The following is a 21,353-nucleotide window of genomic DNA, read 5'->3' as shown; positions in this document are numbered from 1 at the left end:
AGGAAGCCGCCGTGTTCATGCCCTCGGGCACCATGTGCAACGTCGCGGCGACGCTCGCCCATTGCCGGCCGGGCGATGAGCTTCTCGCCCATGCCACCGCGCATATCATCGCGCGCGAGGGCGGCGCCCATGCGGCGCTCGGCGGCTTCCAGGTTACGCAGCTGCCGGGCGATGACGGGCAGTTCACGCCGGAAACATTTCGCGCCGCCCTGCACCCACGCTCCCGCTACCAGCCGCCGCAGACCCTCGTCAGCGTCGAGCAGACCGCCAATATCGGCGGCGGCACGATCTGGAAGAAGGCCGCGCTGGACGAGGTCGTCGAGATCGCCAGGGCGAACGGGCTCATCACCCACATGGACGGCGCGCGGCTGCTGAATGCCTGCGTCGCGACCGGGATATCGGCGCGCGACATGGCCGCGGGATGGGACTCGGCCTGGATCGATTTTTCGAAAGGCCTCGGCGCGCCGATCGGCGGCGCGATCGCGGGTAGCCGCGCCTTCATCGACGACGTCTGGCGCTGGAAGCAGCGGCTCGGCGGATCGATGCGGCAGGCCGGCATCGCCGCCGCGGCCTGCGTCTACGCGCTCGACCATCATGTCGACCGCCTCGCCGACGATCACGCCAATGCGCGGGCGCTGGCGCGCGGCCTGTCGCAAATCAACGGCATCGAGGTGCAGGAGCCCGAGACCAATCTGGTGTTCTTCAAGCCCGACGGCGCCGGCGTTCCCGGCGACAAGATGGTCGAGGCCCTGCGCAAGCGCGGCGTGCTGCTCGCCATGATGGACGGCCGCATTCGCGCCTGCACCTATCTCGACGTCAGCGCTGACATGATCGAGGAAACGGTCGGCCTCGTCCGCGAGATCGTGCGCGGCGCGTGAGCCGGCCCGAATTCAGGCCGTGGCCGGCGTGCGCGCCCGCCATAGCGCGCTGGCGAGCAGCAGATAGGCCGCGCCGGTCCATATTGCCTGCCAGTTCTCAAAGCCCTCGTTGAGGACGACATAGACCGCCGACAGCGCGAACAGCCCGGCAAACACGGCTTCCGAGAGCGGCCGCTCGCCGGACTTCGAACCGTTGAGGAAGGCCAGCGTCCAGAACGGCACCGCGGCCATGGTCAAGGCGGCGAACGGGAAATCGCGCCAGCGCGCGTCGAAGATCAGGCTGAGCGCGCTCTGGCCGGCAATGAGCGTCGTCGCGATCAGCGTGATGCCCAGCATGTTGGTCGTGAACCGCGGCGTCAGGCCCTTGGGCGGGCCTAGCACTTCGACAAACGCCGGCAGCGATCTCCCCGACATCAGCACGTAGGTCGAAAGCAGCGGCGCCGTCACGGCGGCCATCAGCATGAAGCCATGGACCAGCCAGCCGCCGAGCCCGTAGCTTTCATGCAACATCTTGTCGAGGCTGATGCCCAGCAATATCCCGCCCGATGTCGCGGATACGGCGACCGCGACCCACGACGCCAACGACGACGTGCCGCGCTTCGGCGCGAACATGGCGACGGCGAAGACACAGATCGACAGCAAGAGCCCGCCCGCCATCTGCAGCGTCCAGAGCGGGTAATTGCTGATGGCGACGCCAGCCGGATATTTCAGCTTGCGCTCGGCGCCGTCGAACAATCCCCAATAGCCGCCGACCGAGCCTTCCCAGCGGCGCTTCCACGGCTCGTCATAGGCCTCGAACAGATTGACGCGAAACTTCTCGCGCCTTGCCCGATCGAGAATTTCGGAAATGAAACGCGCCTGATTGACGCGTGAAGCCAGCGCGCCGTCGCGCATCCGGCCATGGCTCGGCCAGCCGGTTTCGCCGATCAGGATCTCCTTGCCGGGAAACGCCGCCACCACCTGCTTCCTGATCTCATCGACATGCGCGGCCGCCTGCTCGGCGCGCGGCGGGATGTCCTCCCAGTAGGGAAGGAAATGCGCGGTGACGAAATCGACATCGGCGCCGACTTCGCGGTAGCGCAGCCAGAACTCCCAGACATCGGCATAGGTCACCGGCACATTCACGCGCGGCCTGACCGACTGAATCGTCTGGCGCAAATCGCCTACCGTCATGTCGCCGCGCAGCAGCACCTCGCTGCCGACGATCAGCGCCGCCACCGTGCCGGGATGATCCTTGATCAGCGAGACGGCGACGTCGCAGAGGTGGGCGTTCTTCGCGCGATCACGCCCGAGCCACACGCCGAGCAGGACCTTCAATCCGACATGCGATGCGAGCTCCGGCACCTTGTCGAGTCCATTGTCGATCGAATAGGTGCGGATGCATTTGGAGACCTTGGCTAGCCCGGCGAGGTCCTCCGCGATCTGCTCGGGGCTGACGATGAGCGTCGGATCATGCGGCGTCTGCTCGTCGCGGAACGGCGCGTAGGAAACGCATTCCAGCTTCGCCGCATCGTCGATCGGCGCGCGCGTCAGCGCCACCGGCGTGGCAAGCCACCACCACACGGCAACAACGGTGCCCAGCGATAGAAATAAAAGCGCCAGCGGCGTGCGAATGCCGATTGGTCCTGCTCCCGAAGCGATCAGTAGATCGGCCTATTTAGCCGTGCCAACCAGCCCTGTCGACCCGCCGATGCGATCAGCAGGCACAATTGCGCCGGATCACCGAAGAAGTGATACTGGATTGCCTTGAACGCAAAACATTGACGCTGCCTTGTTTTGCGCAAGATTGACCCGCGCTGCGAGTGAAATGATGCAATTCAAGAGATTCTCCAGGCGCCAATTTGGCAGGATCGCAGGCTGGTCGGCGCTGGGAATGTCGACGCTGTCAGCCGGGCCCGGACTGGCGCAAGCCGATGCGAACAGCGGAAATCGCGTCGCCACCCCTCCCGGTTTTCCGAACGGCTTTCTGTGGGGGACGGCCACTTCCTCCTATCAGATCGAGGGCGCCGTCAGCGAGGACGGCCGCGGGCCATCGATCTGGGACCGGTTTTCCCACACGCCCGGCACCATCGCCGACAACAGCAATGGCGACACCGCGACCGACCATTATCATCTCTACAAGGAAGACATCCGCCTGATGAAGGAGCTGGGCGCCAAGGCCTATCGATTCTCCATTGCATGGCCGCGCGTCTTTCCTGATGGAATCGGCTCGCCCAATCCGAAGGGGCTCGATTTCTATCACCGCCTGATCGACGAACTGCTGGCGAACGGCATCGAAACGTTTGCGACGCTCTACCACTGGGACCTGCCACAGGCGCTGCAGGATCGCTTCGGCGGCTGGACCACGCGCGACACGCCGAAGGCTTTTGCGGACTACGCCGCCCATGTCGCGCAGCATCTCGGCGATCGCGTGAAATATTTCTTCACGATCAACGAATGCTCCAGGCTGGTTCATCTCGGCCATGGGCTCGGCGCCGATGCGCCCGGCCTCAAGCTGCCGCAATCCGGATTGAACCAGGTCCGCCATCACGTCGCGCTCGGCCACGGGCTTGCGGTTCAGGCGATCCGCGCGCTGGGGCGCACCGGCGCCAAAGTCGGCCCGGCCGAGAATGCCGTGAGCTGCATCCCGGCGATCGAGACATCCGCCAACATCCGCGCCGCCGAGATCGCGACCCGCGAGCTCAACGGCGGCTATCTCACCGTGATGATGGAGGGAAAATATCCCGACGCCTATCTGGCGCAGGCCGGCGGCGACGCGCCAAAATTCACCGCCGAGGACCTGCGCATCATCTCCTCCCCGGTCGATTTCATCGGGCTTAACGTCTATACGCCCGACCATTACGTCATCGCCGCGGACAACGACCGCGGCTTCACGCTGGCGCCCTTCCCCGCCTCGTTTCCGCACATGAAGGCGAACTGGCTGCGGCCCGGCCCCGAGGCGATCTACTGGGTACCGCGCCACGTCGCCAGGCTTTGGAACGTGAAGTCGATCTACATCACCGAGAATGGAACGTCCTCAAGCGACCAGCCGGCCGCGGACGGCACCGTCTACGACGTCGACCGCATCATGTATCTGCGCAACTACCTGACCCAGTTGCAGCGCGCGACATCCGAGGGCGTGCCGGTAGCAGGCTATTTCCTGTGGAGCCTGATGGACAATTTCGAATGGTCCGATGGCTATGAGCAGCGCTTCGGCATCTATCACGTCGACTTCGAGACCAAGCGCCGCACGCCGAAACTGAGCGCGGCATTTTATCGCGAAACCATCGCGAGAAACGCAGTCGTATAGTCAATCCGTACGCAGACCCTTGCCGAGCGCCTCGAACATCATCGTCTTCAGCGTCAACTGAATTCGCCCGCCCTGCGTCGGCGCCTGCACCATGAAGACCACGAGCAGATCGTCCGTGGGATCGACGAAATAGAAGCTGCCGCCCGCCCCGTCCCAGCGGTATTCGCCGAGCGGCCACGTCGTACCTGGCGGCGGCGAGGTACGAACGGCAAAGCCAAGGCCAAAGCCGCTGGTCGGGCCGGGGAAATAGAAGGGATCGTGAATGATACCGGTTTCCGGCCCGATCTGATCCGACGTCATCATCGCGACCGTCTCGGGCTTGAGATACCGCTTGCCGTCAAGTTTGCCGCCGTTCAGCAGCATTTGAAGGAAGCGGGCATAGTCCCCGGCCGTCGAGACCAGTCCAGCGCCGCCGGATTCCCAACGCCTGACTTCTGTCGGATCCTTGATGCCGGCTACGCGAAACCGATCGACCGGAAATGCCTGGGCGATGCGCGGCCACTTCGCCTTGTCTACAACAAAATATTCGGTCTCGGACATGCCGAGCGGATCGAACAGTCGCTGCTTCTCGAATTGAAACAGTGTCTGCCCCGAGACCACCTCGATGACGCGGCCGAGCACGTCGGTCGAATGGCTGTAATTCCAACGCACGCCCGGCTGATCGGCGAGCGGCAGCGACGCGATCCGGTCGGCGAATTCGGCATTGTCGTAATCGCCGGCGTAGAGCTTGGGATCGGCATAGAGCTTCTGCACCTGGGTTTCGCCAAAGAAGCCGTAGGAGATCCCAGAAGTGTGTCGCAGCAGATCCCGGATCGTGATCGGGCGCTTCAGGGGCTCCAGCTTGAGCGGATATTTTCCGGCTTCGTCGGAAAGATCGACGCCGACCTTTGCGTACGCAAAGGCGTGAATGTATTTTGAAACGGGATCATCGAGCGACAGCTTGCCATCGTCGACCAGCATCATCGCCGCGACCGAGGTGACCGCCTTCGACATCGAATAGATCTGGAAGATCGTGTTCGCGGTCATTGGCTGCTTGGTCGCCGGGTCCCGCACGCCGAAGCATTCAAGATCGACCAGCTTGCCGTGCTGCTGGATCAGCAGGACTGCACCGGGGATCTTGCCGGCATCGACTTCGCTGCGAACGTATTCCGCCATCCGCTCGAGGGCTGCCCGTGAGAACGTTGGCGCGTTCGGCGCCTTCGGCTCAGATCTCACCTCGTGCAGCCAGCCGGCGGCCAGGAAGATGGCCACCGCCGCCGCGACGAGGCGGCGCGCCACTCGCCGGTCAGTTCTCCAATGCTTCATAGACCAACTGCTTCAGCGTCCGCTGGACGCGCTGGCGTTCCGACGGCGTCTGTTCCAGCACCACGAAGAACATGTCCTGTTTGCGGTCGATCACCATGTAGCAGCCGCTGGCGCCATCCCATTTCAGCTCGCCGAGCGAGCCCGGCGGTGGCGGCTTGGCGTTGCCGGGATCGGTGCGCACGGCAAGCCCAAGTCCCATGCCAAAACCGTCACCGGGAAAATAGAAGTAGTCGCGCGCGACACCGGAGTCCTTGCCGGCATGGTCCGATGCCATCAGCTCGAACGTCTTCGGGCTGAGATAGGTCCTGCCCTCGTAAGTCCCGCCGTTGAGCAGCATCTGCGAAAATTTCGAAAAATCCGACATGGTCGAGACCATGCCGCCGCTGGCGGATTCCCACTTCTGGCGGACCTCGGTGCGGTATTCGCGGCCGACCCTGAAATTGCTGTCGTTCGGCAGCGGCTGGGCGAGCCGCTGCTGCCGCTCAGGTTCTGTCACGAAGAAGTTGGTGTCGGTCATGCCGAGCGGATCGAGCAGCTTTTCCCGCTCGATCTCGAGCAACGATTTTCCGGACACAATCTCCATGATCCGCGCCAGAATGTCGGTGGAATGGCCGTACTGCCAGAGCGCGCCCGGCTGGTTATGCAACGGCAGCCTGGCGATCCGCTCGGCGAACTCGGCGAGGTCGAATTCGCCCGCGTAGATGTTGGCATCCTTGTAGGCCTTGCGCACCAGGCTGTCGCCGTAGAAGCCGTAGGTGATGCCGGAGGTATGGCGCAACAAGTCGAGCACCGTGATCGGCCGGGCCAGCGGCTCCAGCTCGAGTGTCTTGGTGCCGTCCTCGGCCTTCTTCTCCACGCCCACTTTCACATTGGCAAATGAGGGAATGTATTTCGAGACGGGATCGTCGAGCTTGATCTTGCCGTCCTGGATCAATTGCATCGCCACGACTGACGTGATCGCCTTGGTCAGCGACGACAGGCGGAAGATCGTCTTGTCTGTGATCGGCGCCTTGGAGACGACATCCTGGACGCCGAAGGTTTCGTGATAGACCACCTTGCCGTGCTGCTGGATCAGCACGTTGGCGCCCGAGATCTTGCCGGTCGTCACCTCGTTCTTGAAGAAGTCGGTGATCTTCGCGAGCTTTTCCTGATTGAAATGCGCGCCGGCGGGAATGTCGAACGTGCCCTCGGCGCGGGCCGGCGATGCAGCCAGCAACAGCGCACCACAGGCGAGCGCGCGCAGGATTTGGCGTGAATTCATTGGACCCCTCTCCCCGGAATTCACGGCAGAGTGTAGCCGAGGCACCATCAGGGACAAGGGCTGCCAAAGTCGGCCATTGCCGCTTCATGCAGCCGGCCGCTGTCAGGGGAGAAGCAGCAGAAGATGACCTTTGTCACCAGCGGCGCTGCCGCCAGCGCATCGACGACGTTGCCGACCGCGATACCGGCGGCGCGATCGGCAGGGAACCGGTAGATACCGGTAGAAATCGCTGGAAAGGCGACGGATGCGAGGCCGTGCTGCTGGCAAAGTGCGATCGAGCGGCGATAGCAGGAGGCAAGCAGGTCGTCCTCTCCGAGCGTGCCGCCGTTCCATACCGGTCCGACCGTGTGGATCACGTGTCCGGCCGGAAGCCGATAGCCCCTGGTGATCTTGGCGTCGCCGGTCTCGCAGCCGTGGAGCATGCGGCATTCGGCGAGGAGATCCGGCCCCGCCGCGCGATGAATCGCGCCATCGACGCCGCCCCCGCCGAGGAGCGACGAATTCGCCGCGTTGACGATGGCGTCAACGCGCAGCGTGGTGATGTCGGCAACGATGATCTCGAGCCGCGCCTGGCCGACCTGGCGCGCTGATATGCTCAGGCCGAGGCTGCCGCGTTGAGGGTGACACCCTTGTCGGCGAACATCTTCTGCAATTCACCGGCCTGGAACATCTCGCGGACAATGTCGCAGCCGCCGATGAACTCGCCCTTGACGTAGAGTTGCGGAATGGTCGGCCAGTTGGAATATTCCTTGATGCCGTTGCGCAGCTCGGCGGATTCCAGGACGTTCAGGCCCTTGTAGCCAACGCCGACATGGTCGAGGATCTGCACCACTTGGCCGGAAAAACCGCACTGCGGAAACTGCGGCGTACCCTTCATGAACAGCACGACGTCGTTCGACTTCACTTCGTTGGCGATGAATTGCTCGATGCTCATATTTGCTTCCTTTTAGGGCGCACGGCCCTCGCGGCTTCGCCCGTTGGACCGGCTCGTCCATGTAACCCGGTTACTTCGTCTATATGTAGCGCAAACCGTTGTTGATCCAAAGTAAAATGGCGAGGAGCTGGCATGCGCGGCGCCGGCTCACCGTGTCAGGACAGCCCGCCCCATAGTCTGACGGCATCAATATCATAGCGGGGCAAGGCTTTTATCCCGGAACGGAGCCCCTATTTAGGACGGACTGCCCGCCGGGAACCAGTTTCGCGGCCTGACGTTCCTTCTCCCGACCGGAGATGCCCGTGACGAAATCAGTAGCCGCCGCCGAGTACGCCTCCCCAACCCCGTCACTTTTTGCTGATTCCGGCACCCTCGCCCAGGATTTGGTGGAAGCCTACCTCGCGGTCCGCGGTGAGACCGAGCGGCGGACCGCGCCGTTGAGCCCCGAGGACCAACTGATCCAGTCGATGCCGGACGCCAGCCCGGCCAAATGGCATCGCGCCCATACCACCTGGTTCTTCGAGCAGTTTCTGCTCGGCGAACACTGCGAGGGTTACCAGCCCTTCCACCCCGACTACGCGTTTCTATTCAATTCCTATTATGTCAGCGCCGGCCCCCGCCACGCCCGCCACGCGCGCGGCCACCTGACCCGCCCGAGCGCGGACGAGGTCACGGCCTATCGCCGGCACGTCGATGCCGCCGTGGTCAGGTTCTTCCAGACCGCCGGCATCGACCGCCTCGCCGGGCTGGTCCCGCTGGTCGAGACCGGCCTCAATCATGAGCAGCAGCACCAGGAATTGATGCTGACCGACATCCTGCACGCCTTCGCGCAGAACCCGATCCCGCCGGCCTACGATCCGTCCTGGCGCTTCCCGGCCCCGCATCGCAATGGCGAGCAATGGATCACCCTCAACGAGGGCATCCACAGCGTCGGACATGCCGACGACAGCTTCCATTTCGACAATGAAAAACCGGCGCACCGCGCCCTCGTCGGCCCGGTCAGGCTCGCCCGCAACCTCGTCACCAATGCCGAGTGGCTCGCCTTCATGAGGGACGGCGGCTACGCCACGGCGACGCTTTGGCTGATGGACGGCTTTGCGACCGCGACCAACGAGGGGTGGCAGGCGCCCGGCCACTGGCGCCAGGTCGACGGCGAATGGCGGATCATGACGCTCGGCGGACTGCAGCCGATCGATCCCGAGGCTCCGGTCAGCCATGTCAGCTATTACGAGGCCGACGCGTTCGCGCGCTGGTCGGGCAAGCACCTGCCGACCGAAATGGAGTGGGAAGTCGCGGCCCGCGCCGGCCAGCTCAACGACGCCTTCGGCATCGTCTGGCAGTGGACCCGCAGCGCCTATTCCCCCTACCCGGGCTACCGGGCCATCGAGGGGGCGCTCGGCGAATACAACGGCAAGTTCATGGTCAACCAGTTGGTGCTGCGCGGCTCCTCGCTTGCAACTCCCCCCGGGCACAGCCGTATCACCTACCGCAACTTCTTCTATCCGCACCACCGCTGGCAATTCACGGGGCTGCGCCTCGCCGACTACGCCTGATGTTTCCGACCATCAATGCGCGCCGGAAAGCGCGTTCAGGAGAGTACCATGAATGTGCGCCCCGCCGCTTTGGCACAGACGCAATCGTTCGATGAGCAGACGTCCGCCTTTGCCGGCGACGTGATCGGCAACCTCTCGCAATTTCCCAAGCGCCTGTCGCCGAAATATTTCTACGATGCCGTGGGCTCGGAGCTATTCGAGCAGATCACCGTGCTGCCCGAATATTATCCGACCCGCACCGAGCTCGGCATCCTGCGCAGCCGCGGCGACGAGATCGCCGGCATCATTCCGAAGGGTGCGGCACTGGTGGAGTTCGGCGCCGGCGCCACCACCAAGGTCCGCCTTTTGCTGGAACGCTGCGATTTCAACGCCTACGTCCCGGTCGATATTTCCGGCGACTTCCTGAACGCGCAGGCCAGCGCCTTGCGCAAGGATTTTCCCAAGCTCCGCGTCTATCCGGTCGCCGCCGACTTCACCGCGCCGTTCGCCCTGCCCACCGAGATCGAGGGAATGCCCAAGGTCGGCTTCTTCCCGGGATCGACGCTCGGCAATTTCGAGCCGCACGAGGCGCGCGCCTTCCTGCGCAGCGCACGCGACATCCTGGACGAAGGCGCGCAGATGATCATCGGCGTCGACCTCGAGAAGAACGAGCGCGTGCTTTATGATGCCTATAATGACGCCGCCGGCGTCACCGCGAAGTTCAATCTCAATGTTCTGGTTCGTATCAACCGCGAGCTCGGCGGCAATTTCGACGTTTCCGCCTTCATGCACCGCTCGATCTATAACCGCGAGCGGCACCGCATCGAGATGCACCTGATTTCAAAGAAGACGCAGACCGTGCGCATCCTGGGACGGAATTTTTCATTCCGTCCCGGCGAGAGCATTCACACCGAGTCGAGCTACAAATACAGCCTCGACCGCTTCACCGCCCTGGCCCGCGAGTCCGGCTGGTCGGTGCGGGAATCCTGGACCGACCGCGACCAGATGTTCTCCGTTCACGCGCTGGTGGCATCGGACTGAGGCTTGGACTGAGGCTTGCAGCGAACTCCGCGGTTCACGCCTTGTAGACCAATCGCCTGCGGTCAGGCCGCGGCCGGCGCGTCGGCGCAATGCGTGGCGCGACCGATATCCAGTCATCGGACAATCGGTCCGCGCCCAACAACCACGCGTGAATGATCCGCCACTTGTCCTGCCCGCGCGACTGGAAGTCCAGCAGCGACGATCCGGCATCCTGCAATTCGTGATAGAATTTCAAGGAGTCTTTTCCGGTTGGCCCGTCCGGCTCGATCGACTGCGTCAGAATCCAGCGGTCCCACTCCTGAATGATCCGTACTCGTGCTTCGCTCTGTTTCATCGGCGCGTATTCCCAACCACGGCTCCCCCGTGGCCACTGAGTGATCGCGCTGGTCTAGGTTGGTGGAAAAGGTGCCTACGCCGCCGCGCGTCCCCGCACCTTCGCCGAACGCACTATAACCAAACTTCTTAACAAGTGTTCATCTTTATCTAGCCGCCCGCAAAAGGGTCCATCTGCGCTCTCGTTTGCCCTTCGAAAGGTCCAACTTTTGACGCGGACTCAGCCGTATCTGTACGGCAGCATGGCTCGGGGGTGAGTTCGTGTCAGGGGATGTCAGTCATGGGCAATGTGTATCCATCGTCGAGCAGCCACGAGTCGTGTGCAGGATCGTCTCATGGCGATTCTGACTGGGACGATGAGGCAGGCACCGAGCGTGTGGCACTTATCGAGGAAAATGCGCGGCTTCGGGCACTCGTCGTCCAGCTCTCGACGCTTGTGCTCAAGAATGTCGTCGACCAGCACAACTCGCCGCAACTGATGCCGTTCAGGCGGCCAAGACTTGACTGAAAAGCCTTGACTGAAAAGACTCGATTGAAGAGGCTGGATTGAACGCGCTATCCGGCGTGGCTGGATCGCAGCGATATGGTTTCCCACATCGCGACCACGATCATGATCGCGGTGGTCAGGATCGACAGCATCAGCGGTGATTTCTCGCTTGCGAACCAGGCGAGCGCGCAGAGTGCAATGATGCCGGCCCCGTGCGAGAGCTGAAGAAAGCCGCGAAAGCTGTGCTTGAACAGGACGGTCCCGAACAAAAACAGCAACGGACCGCCGATCGTGCTCGTCACCGTCTTCAGATCGGAATGACCGGCCGGGTGCTTCAGCACCAGTTCGTCCGCGACCGCGGTGACGATGATGCCGGCCACGATCGGCATATGCAGATAGGTATAGGCCAGCCGCGCCAGCCTGCCCGGCTCGTCCGATTTTGAAAGCTGCTCGGAGCCGGCCTCGGCGCCGATATGGAAATAGATCCACCACATCGCGATGCTGCCGAGCAGGGCCGATACGAACGCCATGAGGTATTCGCTGGTCCAGGCAAGTTCGGCGAAAGTCGCGCCGGTGACGACAATGGATTCGCCGAGCGCGATGATGATGAACAGCGCGCAGCGCTCGGCCATGTGGCCGCCCTCGATCGTCCAGTCCGCGATCGAGGACGCCCCAAAGCTCGGAATCCAGAACCGCACCGCCGGCGAAACATATTCGATGACCAGGGCGATGGCCCAAAGCACCAGCCGCGGCTGTCCTCCCGACAGCCCGCCGGCGATCCAGAAGATCGCAGACACCGCAAGCCATGCGGTGATCCGCATGGCGTTCAGTCGCGCGCCCGGCCGTGAGCGCGGCGTCGATATCCAGAGAAAGATCGTCTTGCCGACCTGCAACACCACATAGGCGATGGCGAACCACAGGCCGCGCTCGTCGAACGCCTTCGGGATCGACGTCGACAGTACCAGCCCGCCCAGCATCATCGCAAACAGCAGGAGCCGGACCGGAGTTTTCTCGGGATCGAGCCAGTTGGTGATCCAGGAGGTGAACACCCAAACCCACCACACCGCCAGGAACAGCACGGTGACCTGGAGCACGCCGAGAAGCGTGAAATGCGCGAGCAGCGTGTGCGAGACCTGGGTGATCGCAAAGACGAAGACGAGGTCGAAGAACAGTTCCGCATAGGTGACGCGGCTGTGCCGGTGCGGCACGATTTCGCGAAACATCGCGCCGCGCTGATTGTCCGTCATTGCTGCCCCGCCTTGCTTGTCGGGGACTAGCCCTCAGGTACCCCGGTCTGCAGCGCCAGCGCATGCAGCACGCCGCCCATCTGCCCCTTCAACGACTGATAGACGATCTGGTGCTGCTGCACGCGCGACTTGCCGCGGAAGGACTCCGAGATCACGGTCGCGGCGTAGTGGTCGCCATCGCCTGCGAGATCGCGGATCGTCACCTCGGCATCGGGGATAGCTGCCTTGATCATCGACTCGATATCGTGGGCGTCCATCGGCATCCAGCATGTCTCCGTCAGATGGTTTCGAATCACGGCCGGCTCGCGCGGCCGTGACGGCAAAACCTAGCGCGTACGCTCTTCTAGGTCACGCCCGGCGCCACTATATTCCGGGCCGACGCATTTGACACCGCGAGATCACGTCGCGCCCGATCACGTCGGGCTGACCGAAAAAGAGGCTCAAAATCATGAAATTGCCCGGTCCCGACCATCCGATCACGATTTCGGCAAACCCCCGTCGCATCAGGGTCTCGGTCGACGGCGTCGTCATCGCCGATACCACCCATGCACTGACGCTCAAGGAAGCGAGCTATCCGGCGGTGCAATATGTCCCGCGCGAGGACACCAACATGGCGCTGCTGGCCCGCACCGAACGGACCACGCACTGCCCCTACAAGGGGGATGCGAGCTATTTCAGCATCGATGCCGCCGGCAAGCGCATCGAAAATTCGATCTGGACCTATGAGACGCCCTTCCCGGCCATGGCCGAAATTGCGGGGCGTCTGGCGTTCTATCCGGACAGGGTGAAGATCGAGGAAGTGGCCTGAGAAGGCTCGTCATTCCGGGGCGACAGGATTGAAACCCCGGAATGACCCATACCGTAGCTATGCCCTGAATATCGTGAGCCCGAGGATCAGGAGCACCAGGAAGATCGCCACGAAGACATAGAACAGGAAGCGGGCGATGTCGGCGGAAGCCGCCGAAATGCCGGTGAAGCCGAAAATGCCGGCGACGATCGACACCAGAAGGAAGATCAGCGCCCATTTGAGGATTGTCATTGCTTGCTCCCACCCTCTGCCGGCCCGCGCTGATGGCGGCGGCCATAATTTCACCTGACCTAACGGCGACCCGCCTTGCGGGTTCCGCGGCGCCCTGGAGCCCCAGTCTCCCGACCGGAGAATGGGCCTTGCTGAATCAGGTTCCTGGCGGCAACATTTGATCACACAGCCTGGCCGGGAGGCTTGCATGACGTCGATTTCCACCGTGGGGCATGCCGAGGCGAGCGCCGTACCCAAGGCCAAGACGCGAAATCTTTCACTTGATCGCGCCCGCACCTTCCTGACGCTGGTGGTGCTGCTTCACCATGCGGTCATCCCCTATACCTATTTCGGTCATACCGATCCGAAGTCCTTCTTCGGCTTCGACATGATCGTGCTCGCCACCGACAGTTTCTTCATGGCGATGTTCTTCTTCCTGTCGGGACTGTTCGCCTGGTCCGGCATCGCCCGCAAGGGCGCGCAGAGCTATCTGGCAGACCGCCTGCTCCGGCTGGGGCTACCCTTCGTGATCTGCGCGTTCACGGTGATTCCACTCGCCTATTACGCCATCTCGCTGCGGCACCATCCCGAAATCGGCTTCTCCGAATACTGGTGGAACATGGTCACCAAGGGCCCGTGGCCGAGCGGACCGATCTGGTTCCTCTGGGTCCTGTTCGCGTTCGACGTGGTGGCCTGCATCCTGCATCGGCTATGGCCCAACCTGCTCGATCCGATCAACCGCCTCTCGCTGCACGGCCGCCGCCGGCCTGCCGTGTTCTTCGCGGTCATGCTCGCCGTTACCGGAGCGTTCTACGTTCCCGGGCTGATGATCTATGGACCGAGCAGCTGGTTCGAGTTCGGGCCGTTCTCGGTGCAGCACGGCCGCGTGATGCTCTATGCCAGCTACTTCTTCTTCGGCGCCGGCATCGGGGTTGCGAACATGGACCGCGGACTGCTCGCAGCCGACGGCCGGATGGCGAAGGTCAGTTGGGACTGGATGGTGCTGGCGATCGTGCCGTACTGCCTGTTGTGGGTGCTGATCTACATCAAGCGCGAAATACTGGGAAATCCGTCGCCCTTGCCGAACTGGTATGAGGGCCTCTATGCCGTCTGCTTCGCCATCTTCAGCGTCGCCATCATGTTCCTGATCCTGGCCTTCTTCCAGAGATTCAGGCAATCAGGCACGGCCAAGCTGCTCGACCCGATGCAGGCGGACGCCTACGGCATGTTTCTGGTGCACTACCCGATCGCGCTGTGGCTGCAATACTGGCTGTTCGACTTCAACCTGCCGGCGATCGTCAAGGCGACAGTCGGCTTCGTGGTGACAGTCGCGGCAAGCTGGGCGCTGACGCGCGCGTTGCGGCAGATCCCGGGCGCGACGAAGGTGCTCTAGAACCAGCGTGAGGAGACCAGCCTGATTCGCCAAGTGTGTACTCATAAAGGTCCGCTTCTGAGGGCGAAGCGTAGTTGCTTGGCAGGGCCGCCATCGACCGGCTTTTGATCCACAGCGGGCCCTCCCCGTCATCCTTGAATCGGCTGTGGCTGGGCTATCTAACTTATGCCAAGCTGCGACCGACTGACTGACCGCCGGAGGGGCCGATGGCAACTACTGCTACGGATAGCCTGAGAGCACGGAGAGAAGCCGTCGTAAACGCGCACATCGAAGCGGAGGCGGAAAAGCATGACGTGGCCGCCGCATTGGCAACGTTTCATCATCCTAGATATGAAGTTCCCGCCAACGGGATAATTGCCGATGGTTCGGAAGCGGTAGAAAGTTTCCTTAATGGAGTGCTTAGTGCATTCCCCGACCTCTGGCTTAAACCGCTCAAGCTCTACCACGCCGATGATGCCGTCATTGTCGAGTGCAGGTGGGGTGGTACGCAGCGCGGCCCTCTTGCCGATATTGCGCCAACGGGCAGGACGATGGAGGTCCAAAGTGTCTTGATTTTCGTATTCGACGGTGACCACTTGATCTGCGAGAAGCTTTACTTTGATCGAGCGACCATCCGCCAACAGCTAGGTGCGAACTGATCAGTACCGCTCGCGCGGGTTGCCCCAGCATCAGGGCAGTACTTATGACTTCGATCCATGTCCGCTTTACTCCGAAGGCGACGCATGAGCTGCTGCCGGTTTGATGGCTCGCGAAACAGCATGCAATTGTCCGCCGGGGATCGTTTTCGACCGAGAGGCGTCCAACAGCATATGCAGCCCTGTCGGCTGCAGTATTGCTTCGCGGAGCCTGTCAGCAGGTGCGTATTCGATGGACCCGTCGACTCGCAATGACGTGGAGTCAGTGCGCTTACGGCGCCTTGCCGCTCATATAGGCCGGCAGCCAGTGCTCGAATGCCGTCTTGAGCGCGGTCACCGCGACCTGCCCCTCGCCCGCCACGGCGAGCGCGTCCCCACCCGTGGTGCCGATCCGCGCGCAGGGCACGCCCGCGCCCTTCATCTTGGCGAGCACCAGGCCGGCATCCGCCGCCGGTACCGTCACGATGTAGCGCGCCTGATCCTCGCCGAACCACCAGGCGTGCGGCACGATGGCGCCAGGTGCCGCCAAGAGCTGCGCGCCGATGCCGCTCGCGATCGCCATCTCGGCGAGTGCGATCAGAAGGCCGCCGTCGGAGACGTCATGCACCGCGGTCGCCGTGCCGGCACGGATCATGCCGCGCACCACGTCGCCGTTGCGCTTCTCGGCGGCGAGATCGACCGGCGGTGGCGCGCCCTCTTCGCGACCGCAGATGTCGCGCAGATAGACGGATTGGCCGAGCCAGCCTTGCGTGTCGCCGATCAGCAGGATCGCCTCGCCCGCGGCCTTGAACGCCAGCGTCGCCGACCTAGTGAAATCGTCGAGCAGGCCGACTCCGCCGATCGAGGGCGTCGGCAGGATGCCGCGGCCGTTGGTCTCGTTGTAGAGCGAGACGTTGCCGGACACGACCGGAAAGTCGAGCGCGCGGCAGGCCTCGCCGATGCCCTTCAGGCAGCCGACGAACTGGCCCATGATCTCGGGCCGTTCCGGGTTGCCGAAATTGAGATTGTCGGTGATGGCGAGCGGTCGGCCGCCGACCGCGGTGATGTTGCGCCAGGCCTCTGCGACGGCCTGCTTGCCGCCCTCGAACGGATCGGCCTCGCAATAGCGCGGCGTGACGTCGACGGTGAGCGCGAGGCCCTTCGGCCCGTCCTCGACGCGCACGACGGCGGCATCGCCGCCCGGGCGCTGCACGGTATTGCCCAAAATGACGTGGTCGTACTGCTCCCAGACCCAGCGCTTCGAGCATAGCTCGGGCATGCCGATCAGCTTCTCCAGCGCCGGCATGATCGCGATCGGCGGCTTCACCTCGCGCGCCTGCACTACGGGCAAGGCGGCCGACGGCACATGCGGCCGGTCATAAAGCGGGGCCTCGTCGCCAAGCTCCTTGATCGGCAGGTCGGCCATCACGTCGCCGCCATGCTTGACCACGAAGCGCTTGCTCGGCGTGGTGTAGCCGACCACGGCGAAATCGAGCCCCCACTTTTTGAAGATCGCCTCGGCTTCTTTTTCCTTTTCGGGCTTGAGCACCATGAGCATGCGCTCCTGGCTCTCCGAGAGCATCATCTCGTAGGCGCTCATGCCGGTCTCGCGGGTCGGCACGTGATCGAGGATCAGGTCGACGCCGAGGTCGCCCTTGGCGCCCATCTCGACCGCCGAGCAGGTCAGGCCGGCCGCGCCCATGTCCTGGATCGCGATGACGCAGCCCTTCTCCATGATTTCGAGGCAGGCTTCCAGCAGCAGCTTTTCGGCGAAGGGATCGCCGACCTGCACGGTCGGGCGCTTCTCCTCGGAATTGTCGTCGAATTCGGCCGACGCCATCGAGGCGCCATGGATGCCGTCGCGGCCGGTCTTGGAGCCCAGATAGACGATCGGCATGTTCACGCCGGAGGCCGCCGCATAGAAGATCTTGCTGGATTCGGCCAGCCCGACCGCCATCGCGTTGACCAGGATGTTGCCGTCATAGCGGGTGTGGAAACGCACCTGGCCGCCAACCGTCGGCACGCCGAAGGAATTGCCGTAGCCGCCGACGCCGGCGACCACGCCCGAGACCAGATGCCGCGTCCTGGGGTGCTCCGGCGCACCAAAGGAGAGCGCATTGAGGCAGGCGATCGGCCGCGCGCCCATCGTGAAGACGTCGCGCAGGATGCCGCCGACGCCTGTCGTCGCGCCCTGATACGGCTCGATATAGCTCGGGTGGTTGTGGCTCTCCATCTTGAAGACCACCGCCTGCCCGTCGCCGATGTCGATCACACCGGCGTTCTCGCCCGGGCCCTGGATCACCCACGGCGCCTTGGTCGGCAGCCCCCTGAGATGGATGCGCGAGGACTTGTACGAGCAGTGCTCGTTCCACATCGCCGAGAAAATCCCGAGTTCCGTGAAGCTCGGCACCCGCCCGATCAGCTTGAGGATGCGCTCATACTCGTCGGGCTTGAGGCCATGGCTGGCGACGAGTTCGGGGGTGATCTGGGGCTCGTTCATGGCTGCCTTAATAGGAAGATCGACAGGGGGCGAAAAGGCCTTTTATGGCGCATTTTCGCCCTGTCCAGAGCTTTGCGAAGGGGGCCTTGCGGGATCGGCGTTTGCACATCGCGCCGGAAACGGATTTAAGGACGGAAACATCAAATTGAAGGCCCATTTTTAGTGAACGAACTTCCCCAAAACGCATTCCGCCACCGCCCGGACCTTTACGTCGAAACCGAGGGCGAATTCCAGGGCTGGCGCACCTGGACCCGCGACAGTTTTGAGACCCATAACGGCCCTTTCTGGCACCGGATGGACGAGAACGGCAAAGTGCAATGCGCGTTCCGTGTCGAGAAAAAACACCTCAACGGCATGCGCAACGTCCATGGCGGCTGCTTCATGTCGTTCGCCGATTACTGCCTGTTTGCGATCGCCTCCTCCGTGCTGGAGGGGCCGGGCGTGACGGTTGCGTTCGGCTGCGAGTTTCTCGACGCGGCGCGCGAGGGCGAACTGATCGAATGCGAGGGTGAGATCACCCGCGCCGGCGGCTCGCTGATCTTCCTGCGCGGCGTCCTGAAATCGGGCGAGCGGTCGCTGTTCACCTTCTCCGGCACGATCAAGCGCGTGAAGTGGAAGAAGCCAATGGACGCCGGCGCCATTGCCACCTGACGCGCCACAGCCCCGGCGCGACTGGCGCGACTATCTGCTGCTGCTCGCGCTGGCGTGCTGCTGGAGTTCGACCTATCCGCTGACCAAGATCGGCATCGGGTCGATCCCGCCGGTCACCTTCATTTCAGCGCGCTCGCTGATCGCGGCCGCCTTCCTGATCGTGATCCTGCGGGCCCGTGGCCTGCGGCTGCCGACCGACCTCAAGGCCTGGAAGCTGTTCGCGCAGCAGCAGTTGATCAATGCGACCATCCCGTTCCTGCTCATCACATGGGCGCAGCAATATGTCCCGGCCTCGAACACGGTGGTGCTGGCCTCGACGACGCCGATCTTCGCCTTCCTCATCACCTGGGGCATCACCCGGCATGAGCCCGCGACGCTGCTGAAGCTGACCGGCGCCATTCTCGGGCTCACCGGTACGGCCGCCATCATCGGCCTCGATGCGCTGGCAACGCTCGACAGCAATATCGTGGCCGAAATCGTCATCCTGCTCGCCACCATCTCGTTTGCCTTTGCCACGATCTACGGGCTGCGGCTGGCGGAATATGATCCGATGGTGGTCGCGGCCGGTTCGCTGCTGTTCGGCGGGCTGATCCTGCTGCCGCTGGCACTCATCGTCGATCATCCCTGGACGTTGCGGCCGACGACCGAGGCCATGGCCGCCACCGTCGCGATGGGAATCTTCTCCAGCGCGTTCGGCTTGATGCTGTTCTACATGTGCCTGACCCGGCTCGGCACGCTCACCACCAACGCGCAGGGTTATTTGCGGATTCCGATCGGCGTCGGCCTGTCGGTGCTGCTGCTCGGCGAATCCGTGCCCGGCAATCTCGCGCTCGGCCTCGTGCTGGTCATGGCCGGCGTCGCCGCCATGACCATTCCGGCCGCGAGTTACCGAAAATGGATCAGCCGGATGCGCGGAAAGCCGAAGGACGGATGAAAGTAAGCCGCGCTACTTCTTCTCTTCCAGGAGCTTCCGGTATTTCTCGACGTCGCGCGTCACCAGTTGCCCGAGCACCTCGCTCGCATGCTCGTTGGCGTCGGGCGCCACGGTGGAAAGATCGTGAAAGCGCTTCTTCACGGCGTCGCTCTCGACCGCGGTCTTCGCCGCGGCGTTCAGTTTCGCGATGACGGCAGGAGGCGTACCCTTTGGCGCGAACAGGCCGTTCCAGCCCTGCGCCTCGAAATCGGGAAGGCCGGCCTCCGTCGAGGTCGGCACGTTGGCCAGCGTTGCAAGCCGCACCGTCGAGCCGACCACGAGGCCCCTCACCAGCTTGTCGTCGATCGCCTGCGACACCGAGGCGGCACTGTCGCAGACGCCGTCGATCTGGCCGCCGATCGCATCCGTCAGCGCCGGCGCCGCGCCGCGGTAGCCGACCAGCGTCACGTCGATCCCGGCGGCCTGCAGGAAGCTCTTGCAGATCAGGTAATTCGACGAGCCGACGCCGGCGTGGCCGAAATTGACCTTGCCCGGATTCTTCTTCGCATAGGCGATGAACTCCTGCAGGTCCCTGGCCGGGAAATCCTTGCGCAGCGCGACGATGCCGAAGGTTTTCGCAACGACTGCGATCGGCGTGAAGGAGTCAGGCGTGAACGACAGCTTCGGATAGATCGTATAGGTCGCGGCGCTGGTGCCGGCATTGCCGATGGCGATGGTGTAGCCGTCGGCCTCGGCCTTTGCCGCGCGCGCCAGCGCGGTCGAGCCGCCGGCGCCGGCGACATTCTCGATCACGATCGGCTGCCCGAGCGACTTGCTCATCTCTTCCGCGACCACGCGCGCGATCACGTCGGAGGTGCCGCCGGCCGCGAACGGCACGATCATGGAGATCGGGCGCTTCGGATAATCCTGCGCATGGGCAGCGGTCGCCAGAAGCAACGCTACCAGCGTTACAGCCACTCTCACCATGAAGGAATTCACGCCGCTTGTTCCAGGTGCGCGGCAAGACCCGCAAACAGTCCGCGGCCGTCGGTGCAGCCCATGATGTCTTCGACGTGGTTTTCCGGATGCGGCATCATGCCGAGCACGTTGCCGCGCTCGTTGACGATGCCGGCGATCGACTGCGCCGCGCCGTTGATGTTGGACTCCTCGTCGACGACGCCATCAGGCGTGCAGTAGCGGTAAAGCACCCGCCCCTCACCCTCCAGCCGCTTTACCGTCTCTTCGTCAGCCTCGTAGTTGCCCTCGCCATGCGCGACCGGCACGCGGATGACCTGGCCGGCATTGTAGCCGCGCGTGAAGGGCGTATCCGAGCGTTCGACCCGCAGATGCACGTCCTTGCAGATGAATTTCAGCCGCGCATTGCGCATGAGAACGCCGGGCAACAGCCCTGCTTCGCACAGGATCTGGAAGCCGTTGCAGACGCCGAGCACCAGCCCGCCGCCGGCGGCATATGTGCGCACCGCGTCCATCACCGGCGCGCGCGCCGCGATGGCGCCGCAGCGCAGGTAGTCGCCATAGGAGAACCCGCCGGGCACGACCACGAGGTCGGTCCCCTTCGGCAATTCGGTCTCGGCATGCCAGACCATCGCCGCCTCCTGGCCGGAGACAAGCTTGAGCGCCCGCGCCATGTCGCGTTCGCGGTTGATTCCGGGAAAGACGAGGACGGCTGATTTCATGAATTGCGCCTAGAGCAGTTCGACCCGGTAGTTCTCAATGACCGTATTCGCCAGCAGCTTGTCGGCGGCATCCTTCAATGCCGCCTCCGCCTTGGCCTTGTCGGAGCCCGACAGTTCGATGTCGAACACCTTGCCCTGGCGGACGCTGGCCACGCCATCGACGCCGAGCGATTTCAGCGCGCCTTCGATGGCCTTGCCCTGCGGGTCGAGAATGCCCGACTTCAACGTAACGGTAACGCGTGCCTTCACGAGACTTGCCC

The 21,353-nt window shown here is 63.4% G+C and carries 23 protein-coding genes; 10 read left to right on the top strand and 13 right to left on the bottom strand.

Translation table 11 applies throughout. The features are described 5' to 3' along the window. Nucleotides 1–878 (top strand): threonine aldolase family protein (locus V7E26_RS16790; RefSeq protein ID WP_324417970.1); only part of this gene is annotated, 878 nt, incomplete at its 5' end. A 12-nt stretch (nt 879–890) separates the two neighbouring features. On the opposite strand, the gene V7E26_RS16785 is transcribed toward V7E26_RS16790, so the two are convergent. Beyond that, nucleotides 891–2,441 (bottom strand): glycoside hydrolase family 17 protein, encoded by a 1,551-nt coding sequence (locus tag V7E26_RS16785; RefSeq protein ID WP_324417968.1) that lies wholly within the window; start codon nt 2,439–2,441, stop codon nt 891–893. A gap of 310 nt (nt 2,442–2,751) precedes the next feature. Here V7E26_RS16785 and V7E26_RS16780 point away from each other — a divergent pair, with 310 nt between their 5' ends. After that, entirely contained in the window at nt 2,752–4,167 is a 1,416-nt protein-coding gene (locus V7E26_RS16780) for a GH1 family beta-glucosidase (protein WP_324417966.1), read from the top strand. Here V7E26_RS16780 and V7E26_RS16775 read toward each other — a convergent pair whose 3' ends face one another. Genes V7E26_RS16775 through grxD form a run of 4 tightly spaced genes read right to left on the bottom strand, consistent with a single transcriptional unit; the run spans nt 4,168 to nt 7,667 of the window. Further along, complete coding sequence (locus V7E26_RS16775; protein WP_324417964.1) at nt 4,168–5,472, bottom strand: serine hydrolase domain-containing protein; 1,305 nt, start codon at nt 5,470–5,472, stop codon at nt 4,168–4,170. It abuts the gene before it with no gap. Next, nucleotides 5,453–6,733, bottom strand: coding sequence for a serine hydrolase domain-containing protein (locus V7E26_RS16770; RefSeq protein ID WP_324417962.1), 1,281 nt, complete (start codon nt 6,731–6,733; stop codon nt 5,453–5,455). Before V7E26_RS16770 ends, V7E26_RS16775 begins: the two co-directional genes overlap by 20 nt. 47 nt (nt 6,734–6,780) lie before the next feature. Further along, nucleotides 6,781–7,332 carry an O-acetyl-ADP-ribose deacetylase gene (locus V7E26_RS16765; RefSeq protein ID WP_324417973.1) on the bottom strand — a complete coding sequence of 184 codons (552 nt, stop codon included), beginning with the start codon at nt 7,330–7,332 and terminating at the stop codon, nt 6,781–6,783. Further along, nucleotides 7,329–7,667: a Grx4 family monothiol glutaredoxin gene (gene grxD, locus V7E26_RS16760; RefSeq protein WP_324417959.1), complete on the bottom strand. Its 339-nt coding sequence runs from the start codon at nt 7,665–7,667 to the stop codon at nt 7,329–7,331. Before grxD ends, V7E26_RS16765 begins: the two co-directional genes overlap by 4 nt. Before the next feature lie 296 nt (nt 7,668–7,963). Between grxD and egtB the strand changes: the two genes are divergently transcribed. Together egtB and egtD are read left to right on the top strand one after the other, a co-directional pair. After that, nucleotides 7,964–9,220 (top strand): ergothioneine biosynthesis protein EgtB, encoded by a 1,257-nt coding sequence (gene egtB / locus V7E26_RS16755; RefSeq protein ID WP_442893416.1) that lies wholly within the window; start codon nt 7,964–7,966, stop codon nt 9,218–9,220. Between the two features lie 48 nt (nt 9,221–9,268). Beyond that, nucleotides 9,269–10,240: an L-histidine N(alpha)-methyltransferase gene (gene egtD, locus V7E26_RS16750; RefSeq protein WP_324417956.1), complete on the top strand. Its 972-nt coding sequence runs from the start codon at nt 9,269–9,271 to the stop codon at nt 10,238–10,240. 34 nt (nt 10,241–10,274) lie between these two features. On the opposite strand, the gene V7E26_RS16745 is transcribed toward egtD, so the two are convergent. Then, a complete protein-coding gene (locus V7E26_RS16745; protein ID WP_324417954.1) occupies nt 10,275–10,574 on the bottom strand; it encodes a hypothetical protein in 300 nt (99 codons plus the stop codon). 279 nt (nt 10,575–10,853) lie between these two features. Here V7E26_RS16745 and V7E26_RS16740 point away from each other — a divergent pair, with 279 nt between their 5' ends. Next, on the top strand, nt 10,854–11,081 hold the full coding sequence (locus V7E26_RS16740) for a hypothetical protein (protein ID WP_324417952.1): 228 nt from the start codon (nt 10,854–10,856) through the stop codon (nt 11,079–11,081). 47 nt (nt 11,082–11,128) lie between these two features. Here the strand turns inward: V7E26_RS16740 and V7E26_RS16735 are convergent, their stop codons facing one another. Next, nucleotides 11,129–12,307, bottom strand: coding sequence for a low temperature requirement protein A (locus tag V7E26_RS16735; RefSeq protein ID WP_324417950.1), 1,179 nt, complete (start codon nt 12,305–12,307; stop codon nt 11,129–11,131). A 26-nt stretch (nt 12,308–12,333) separates the two neighbouring features. Further along, nucleotides 12,334–12,570, bottom strand: a complete 237-nt coding sequence (locus V7E26_RS16730) for a BolA family protein (protein ID WP_057838868.1) — start codon at nt 12,568–12,570, stop codon at nt 12,334–12,336. Nucleotides 12,571–12,755: 185 nt separating this feature from the next. Between V7E26_RS16730 and V7E26_RS16725 the strand changes: the two genes are divergently transcribed. Further along, entirely contained in the window at nt 12,756–13,115 is a 360-nt protein-coding gene (locus V7E26_RS16725; RefSeq protein WP_324417946.1) for a DUF427 domain-containing protein, read from the top strand. Nucleotides 13,116–13,172: 57 nt separating this feature from the next. Here V7E26_RS16725 and V7E26_RS16720 read toward each other — a convergent pair whose 3' ends face one another. Further along, on the bottom strand, nt 13,173–13,346 hold the full coding sequence (locus V7E26_RS16720; protein ID WP_324417944.1) for a DUF1328 domain-containing protein: 174 nt from the start codon (nt 13,344–13,346) through the stop codon (nt 13,173–13,175). 187 nt (nt 13,347–13,533) lie between these two features. Here V7E26_RS16720 and V7E26_RS16715 point away from each other — a divergent pair, with 187 nt between their 5' ends. Together V7E26_RS16715 and V7E26_RS16710 are read left to right on the top strand one after the other, a co-directional pair. Then, entirely contained in the window at nt 13,534–14,718 is a 1,185-nt protein-coding gene (locus tag V7E26_RS16715) for an acyltransferase family protein (protein ID WP_324417942.1), read from the top strand. Nucleotides 14,719–14,924: 206 nt separating this feature from the next. After that, entirely contained in the window at nt 14,925–15,356 is a 432-nt protein-coding gene (locus V7E26_RS16710) for an ester cyclase (RefSeq protein ID WP_324417940.1), read from the top strand. 268 nt (nt 15,357–15,624) lie between these two features. Here V7E26_RS16710 and purL read toward each other — a convergent pair whose 3' ends face one another. After that, the gene (gene purL / locus V7E26_RS16705) at nt 15,625–17,832 is read right to left on the bottom strand and encodes a phosphoribosylformylglycinamidine synthase subunit PurL (protein ID WP_324417938.1); all 2,208 of its coding nucleotides are present in this window, start codon (nt 17,830–17,832) and stop codon (nt 15,625–15,627) included. A 162-nt stretch (nt 17,833–17,994) separates the two neighbouring features. Between purL and V7E26_RS16700 the strand changes: the two genes are divergently transcribed. Together V7E26_RS16700 and V7E26_RS16695 are read left to right on the top strand one after the other, a co-directional pair. Then, the gene (locus V7E26_RS16700) at nt 17,995–18,483 is read left to right on the top strand and encodes a PaaI family thioesterase (protein WP_324417936.1); all 489 of its coding nucleotides are present in this window, start codon (nt 17,995–17,997) and stop codon (nt 18,481–18,483) included. Beyond that, nucleotides 18,473–19,417: a DMT family transporter gene (locus V7E26_RS16695; protein WP_324417934.1), complete on the top strand. Its 945-nt coding sequence runs from the start codon at nt 18,473–18,475 to the stop codon at nt 19,415–19,417. Before V7E26_RS16700 ends, V7E26_RS16695 begins: the two co-directional genes overlap by 11 nt. Before the next feature lie 12 nt (nt 19,418–19,429). Here the strand turns inward: V7E26_RS16695 and V7E26_RS16690 are convergent, their stop codons facing one another. Genes V7E26_RS16690 through purS form a run of 3 tightly spaced genes read right to left on the bottom strand, consistent with a single transcriptional unit; the run spans nt 19,430 to nt 21,342 of the window. Next, complete coding sequence (locus V7E26_RS16690; protein WP_442893417.1) at nt 19,430–20,383, bottom strand: tripartite tricarboxylate transporter substrate-binding protein; 954 nt, start codon at nt 20,381–20,383, stop codon at nt 19,430–19,432. 8 nt (nt 20,384–20,391) lie between these two features. Beyond that, nucleotides 20,392–21,093 carry a phosphoribosylformylglycinamidine synthase subunit PurQ gene (gene purQ, locus V7E26_RS16685; protein WP_324417930.1) on the bottom strand — a complete coding sequence of 234 codons (702 nt, stop codon included), beginning with the start codon at nt 21,091–21,093 and terminating at the stop codon, nt 20,392–20,394. Between the two features lie 9 nt (nt 21,094–21,102). Then, complete coding sequence (gene purS, locus V7E26_RS16680; RefSeq protein WP_028349990.1) at nt 21,103–21,342, bottom strand: phosphoribosylformylglycinamidine synthase subunit PurS; 240 nt, start codon at nt 21,340–21,342, stop codon at nt 21,103–21,105. Nucleotides 21,343–21,353: the final 11 nt, after the last annotated feature.

This window comes from Bradyrhizobium sp., assembly GCF_036735945.1.
Lineage (GTDB): Bacteria > Pseudomonadota > Alphaproteobacteria > Rhizobiales > Xanthobacteraceae > Bradyrhizobium.
Note: the sequence above shows the minus strand (reverse complement) of the source record. Positions and strands in the feature narration are given on the sequence as shown.

Coding starts and splice junctions, on each gene's coding strand:
- V7E26_RS16735 (WP_324417950.1), bottom strand. CDS start 12,307: ATGACGGACAATCAGCGCGGCGCGATGTTTCGCGAAATCGTGCCGCAC.
- V7E26_RS16690 (WP_442893417.1), bottom strand. CDS start 20,383: ATGGTGAGAGTGGCTGTAACGCTGGTAGCGTTGCTTCTGGCGACCGCT.
- V7E26_RS16715 (WP_324417942.1), top strand. CDS start 13,534: ATGACGTCGATTTCCACCGTGGGGCATGCCGAGGCGAGCGCCGTACCC.
- egtB (WP_442893416.1), top strand. CDS start 7,964: ATGCCCGTGACGAAATCAGTAGCCGCCGCCGAGTACGCCTCCCCAACC.
- V7E26_RS16740 (WP_324417952.1), top strand. CDS start 10,854: ATGGGCAATGTGTATCCATCGTCGAGCAGCCACGAGTCGTGTGCAGGA.
- grxD (WP_324417959.1), bottom strand. CDS start 7,667: ATGAGCATCGAGCAATTCATCGCCAACGAAGTGAAGTCGAACGACGTC.
- V7E26_RS16780 (WP_324417966.1), top strand. CDS start 2,752: ATGTCGACGCTGTCAGCCGGGCCCGGACTGGCGCAAGCCGATGCGAAC.
- V7E26_RS16745 (WP_324417954.1), bottom strand. CDS start 10,574: ATGAAACAGAGCGAAGCACGAGTACGGATCATTCAGGAGTGGGACCGC.
- egtD (WP_324417956.1), top strand. CDS start 9,269: ATGAATGTGCGCCCCGCCGCTTTGGCACAGACGCAATCGTTCGATGAG.
- purQ (WP_324417930.1), bottom strand. CDS start 21,093: ATGAAATCAGCCGTCCTCGTCTTTCCCGGAATCAACCGCGAACGCGAC.
- V7E26_RS16770 (WP_324417962.1), bottom strand. CDS start 6,733: ATGAATTCACGCCAAATCCTGCGCGCGCTCGCCTGTGGTGCGCTGTTG.
- V7E26_RS16730 (WP_057838868.1), bottom strand. CDS start 12,570: ATGCCGATGGACGCCCACGATATCGAGTCGATGATCAAGGCAGCTATC.
- V7E26_RS16775 (WP_324417964.1), bottom strand. CDS start 5,472: ATGAAGCATTGGAGAACTGACCGGCGAGTGGCGCGCCGCCTCGTCGCG.
- V7E26_RS16725 (WP_324417946.1), top strand. CDS start 12,756: ATGAAATTGCCCGGTCCCGACCATCCGATCACGATTTCGGCAAACCCC.
- V7E26_RS16720 (WP_324417944.1), bottom strand. CDS start 13,346: ATGACAATCCTCAAATGGGCGCTGATCTTCCTTCTGGTGTCGATCGTC.
- purL (WP_324417938.1), bottom strand. CDS start 17,832: ATGAACGAGCCCCAGATCACCCCCGAACTCGTCGCCAGCCATGGCCTC.
- V7E26_RS16710 (WP_324417940.1), top strand. CDS start 14,925: ATGGCAACTACTGCTACGGATAGCCTGAGAGCACGGAGAGAAGCCGTC.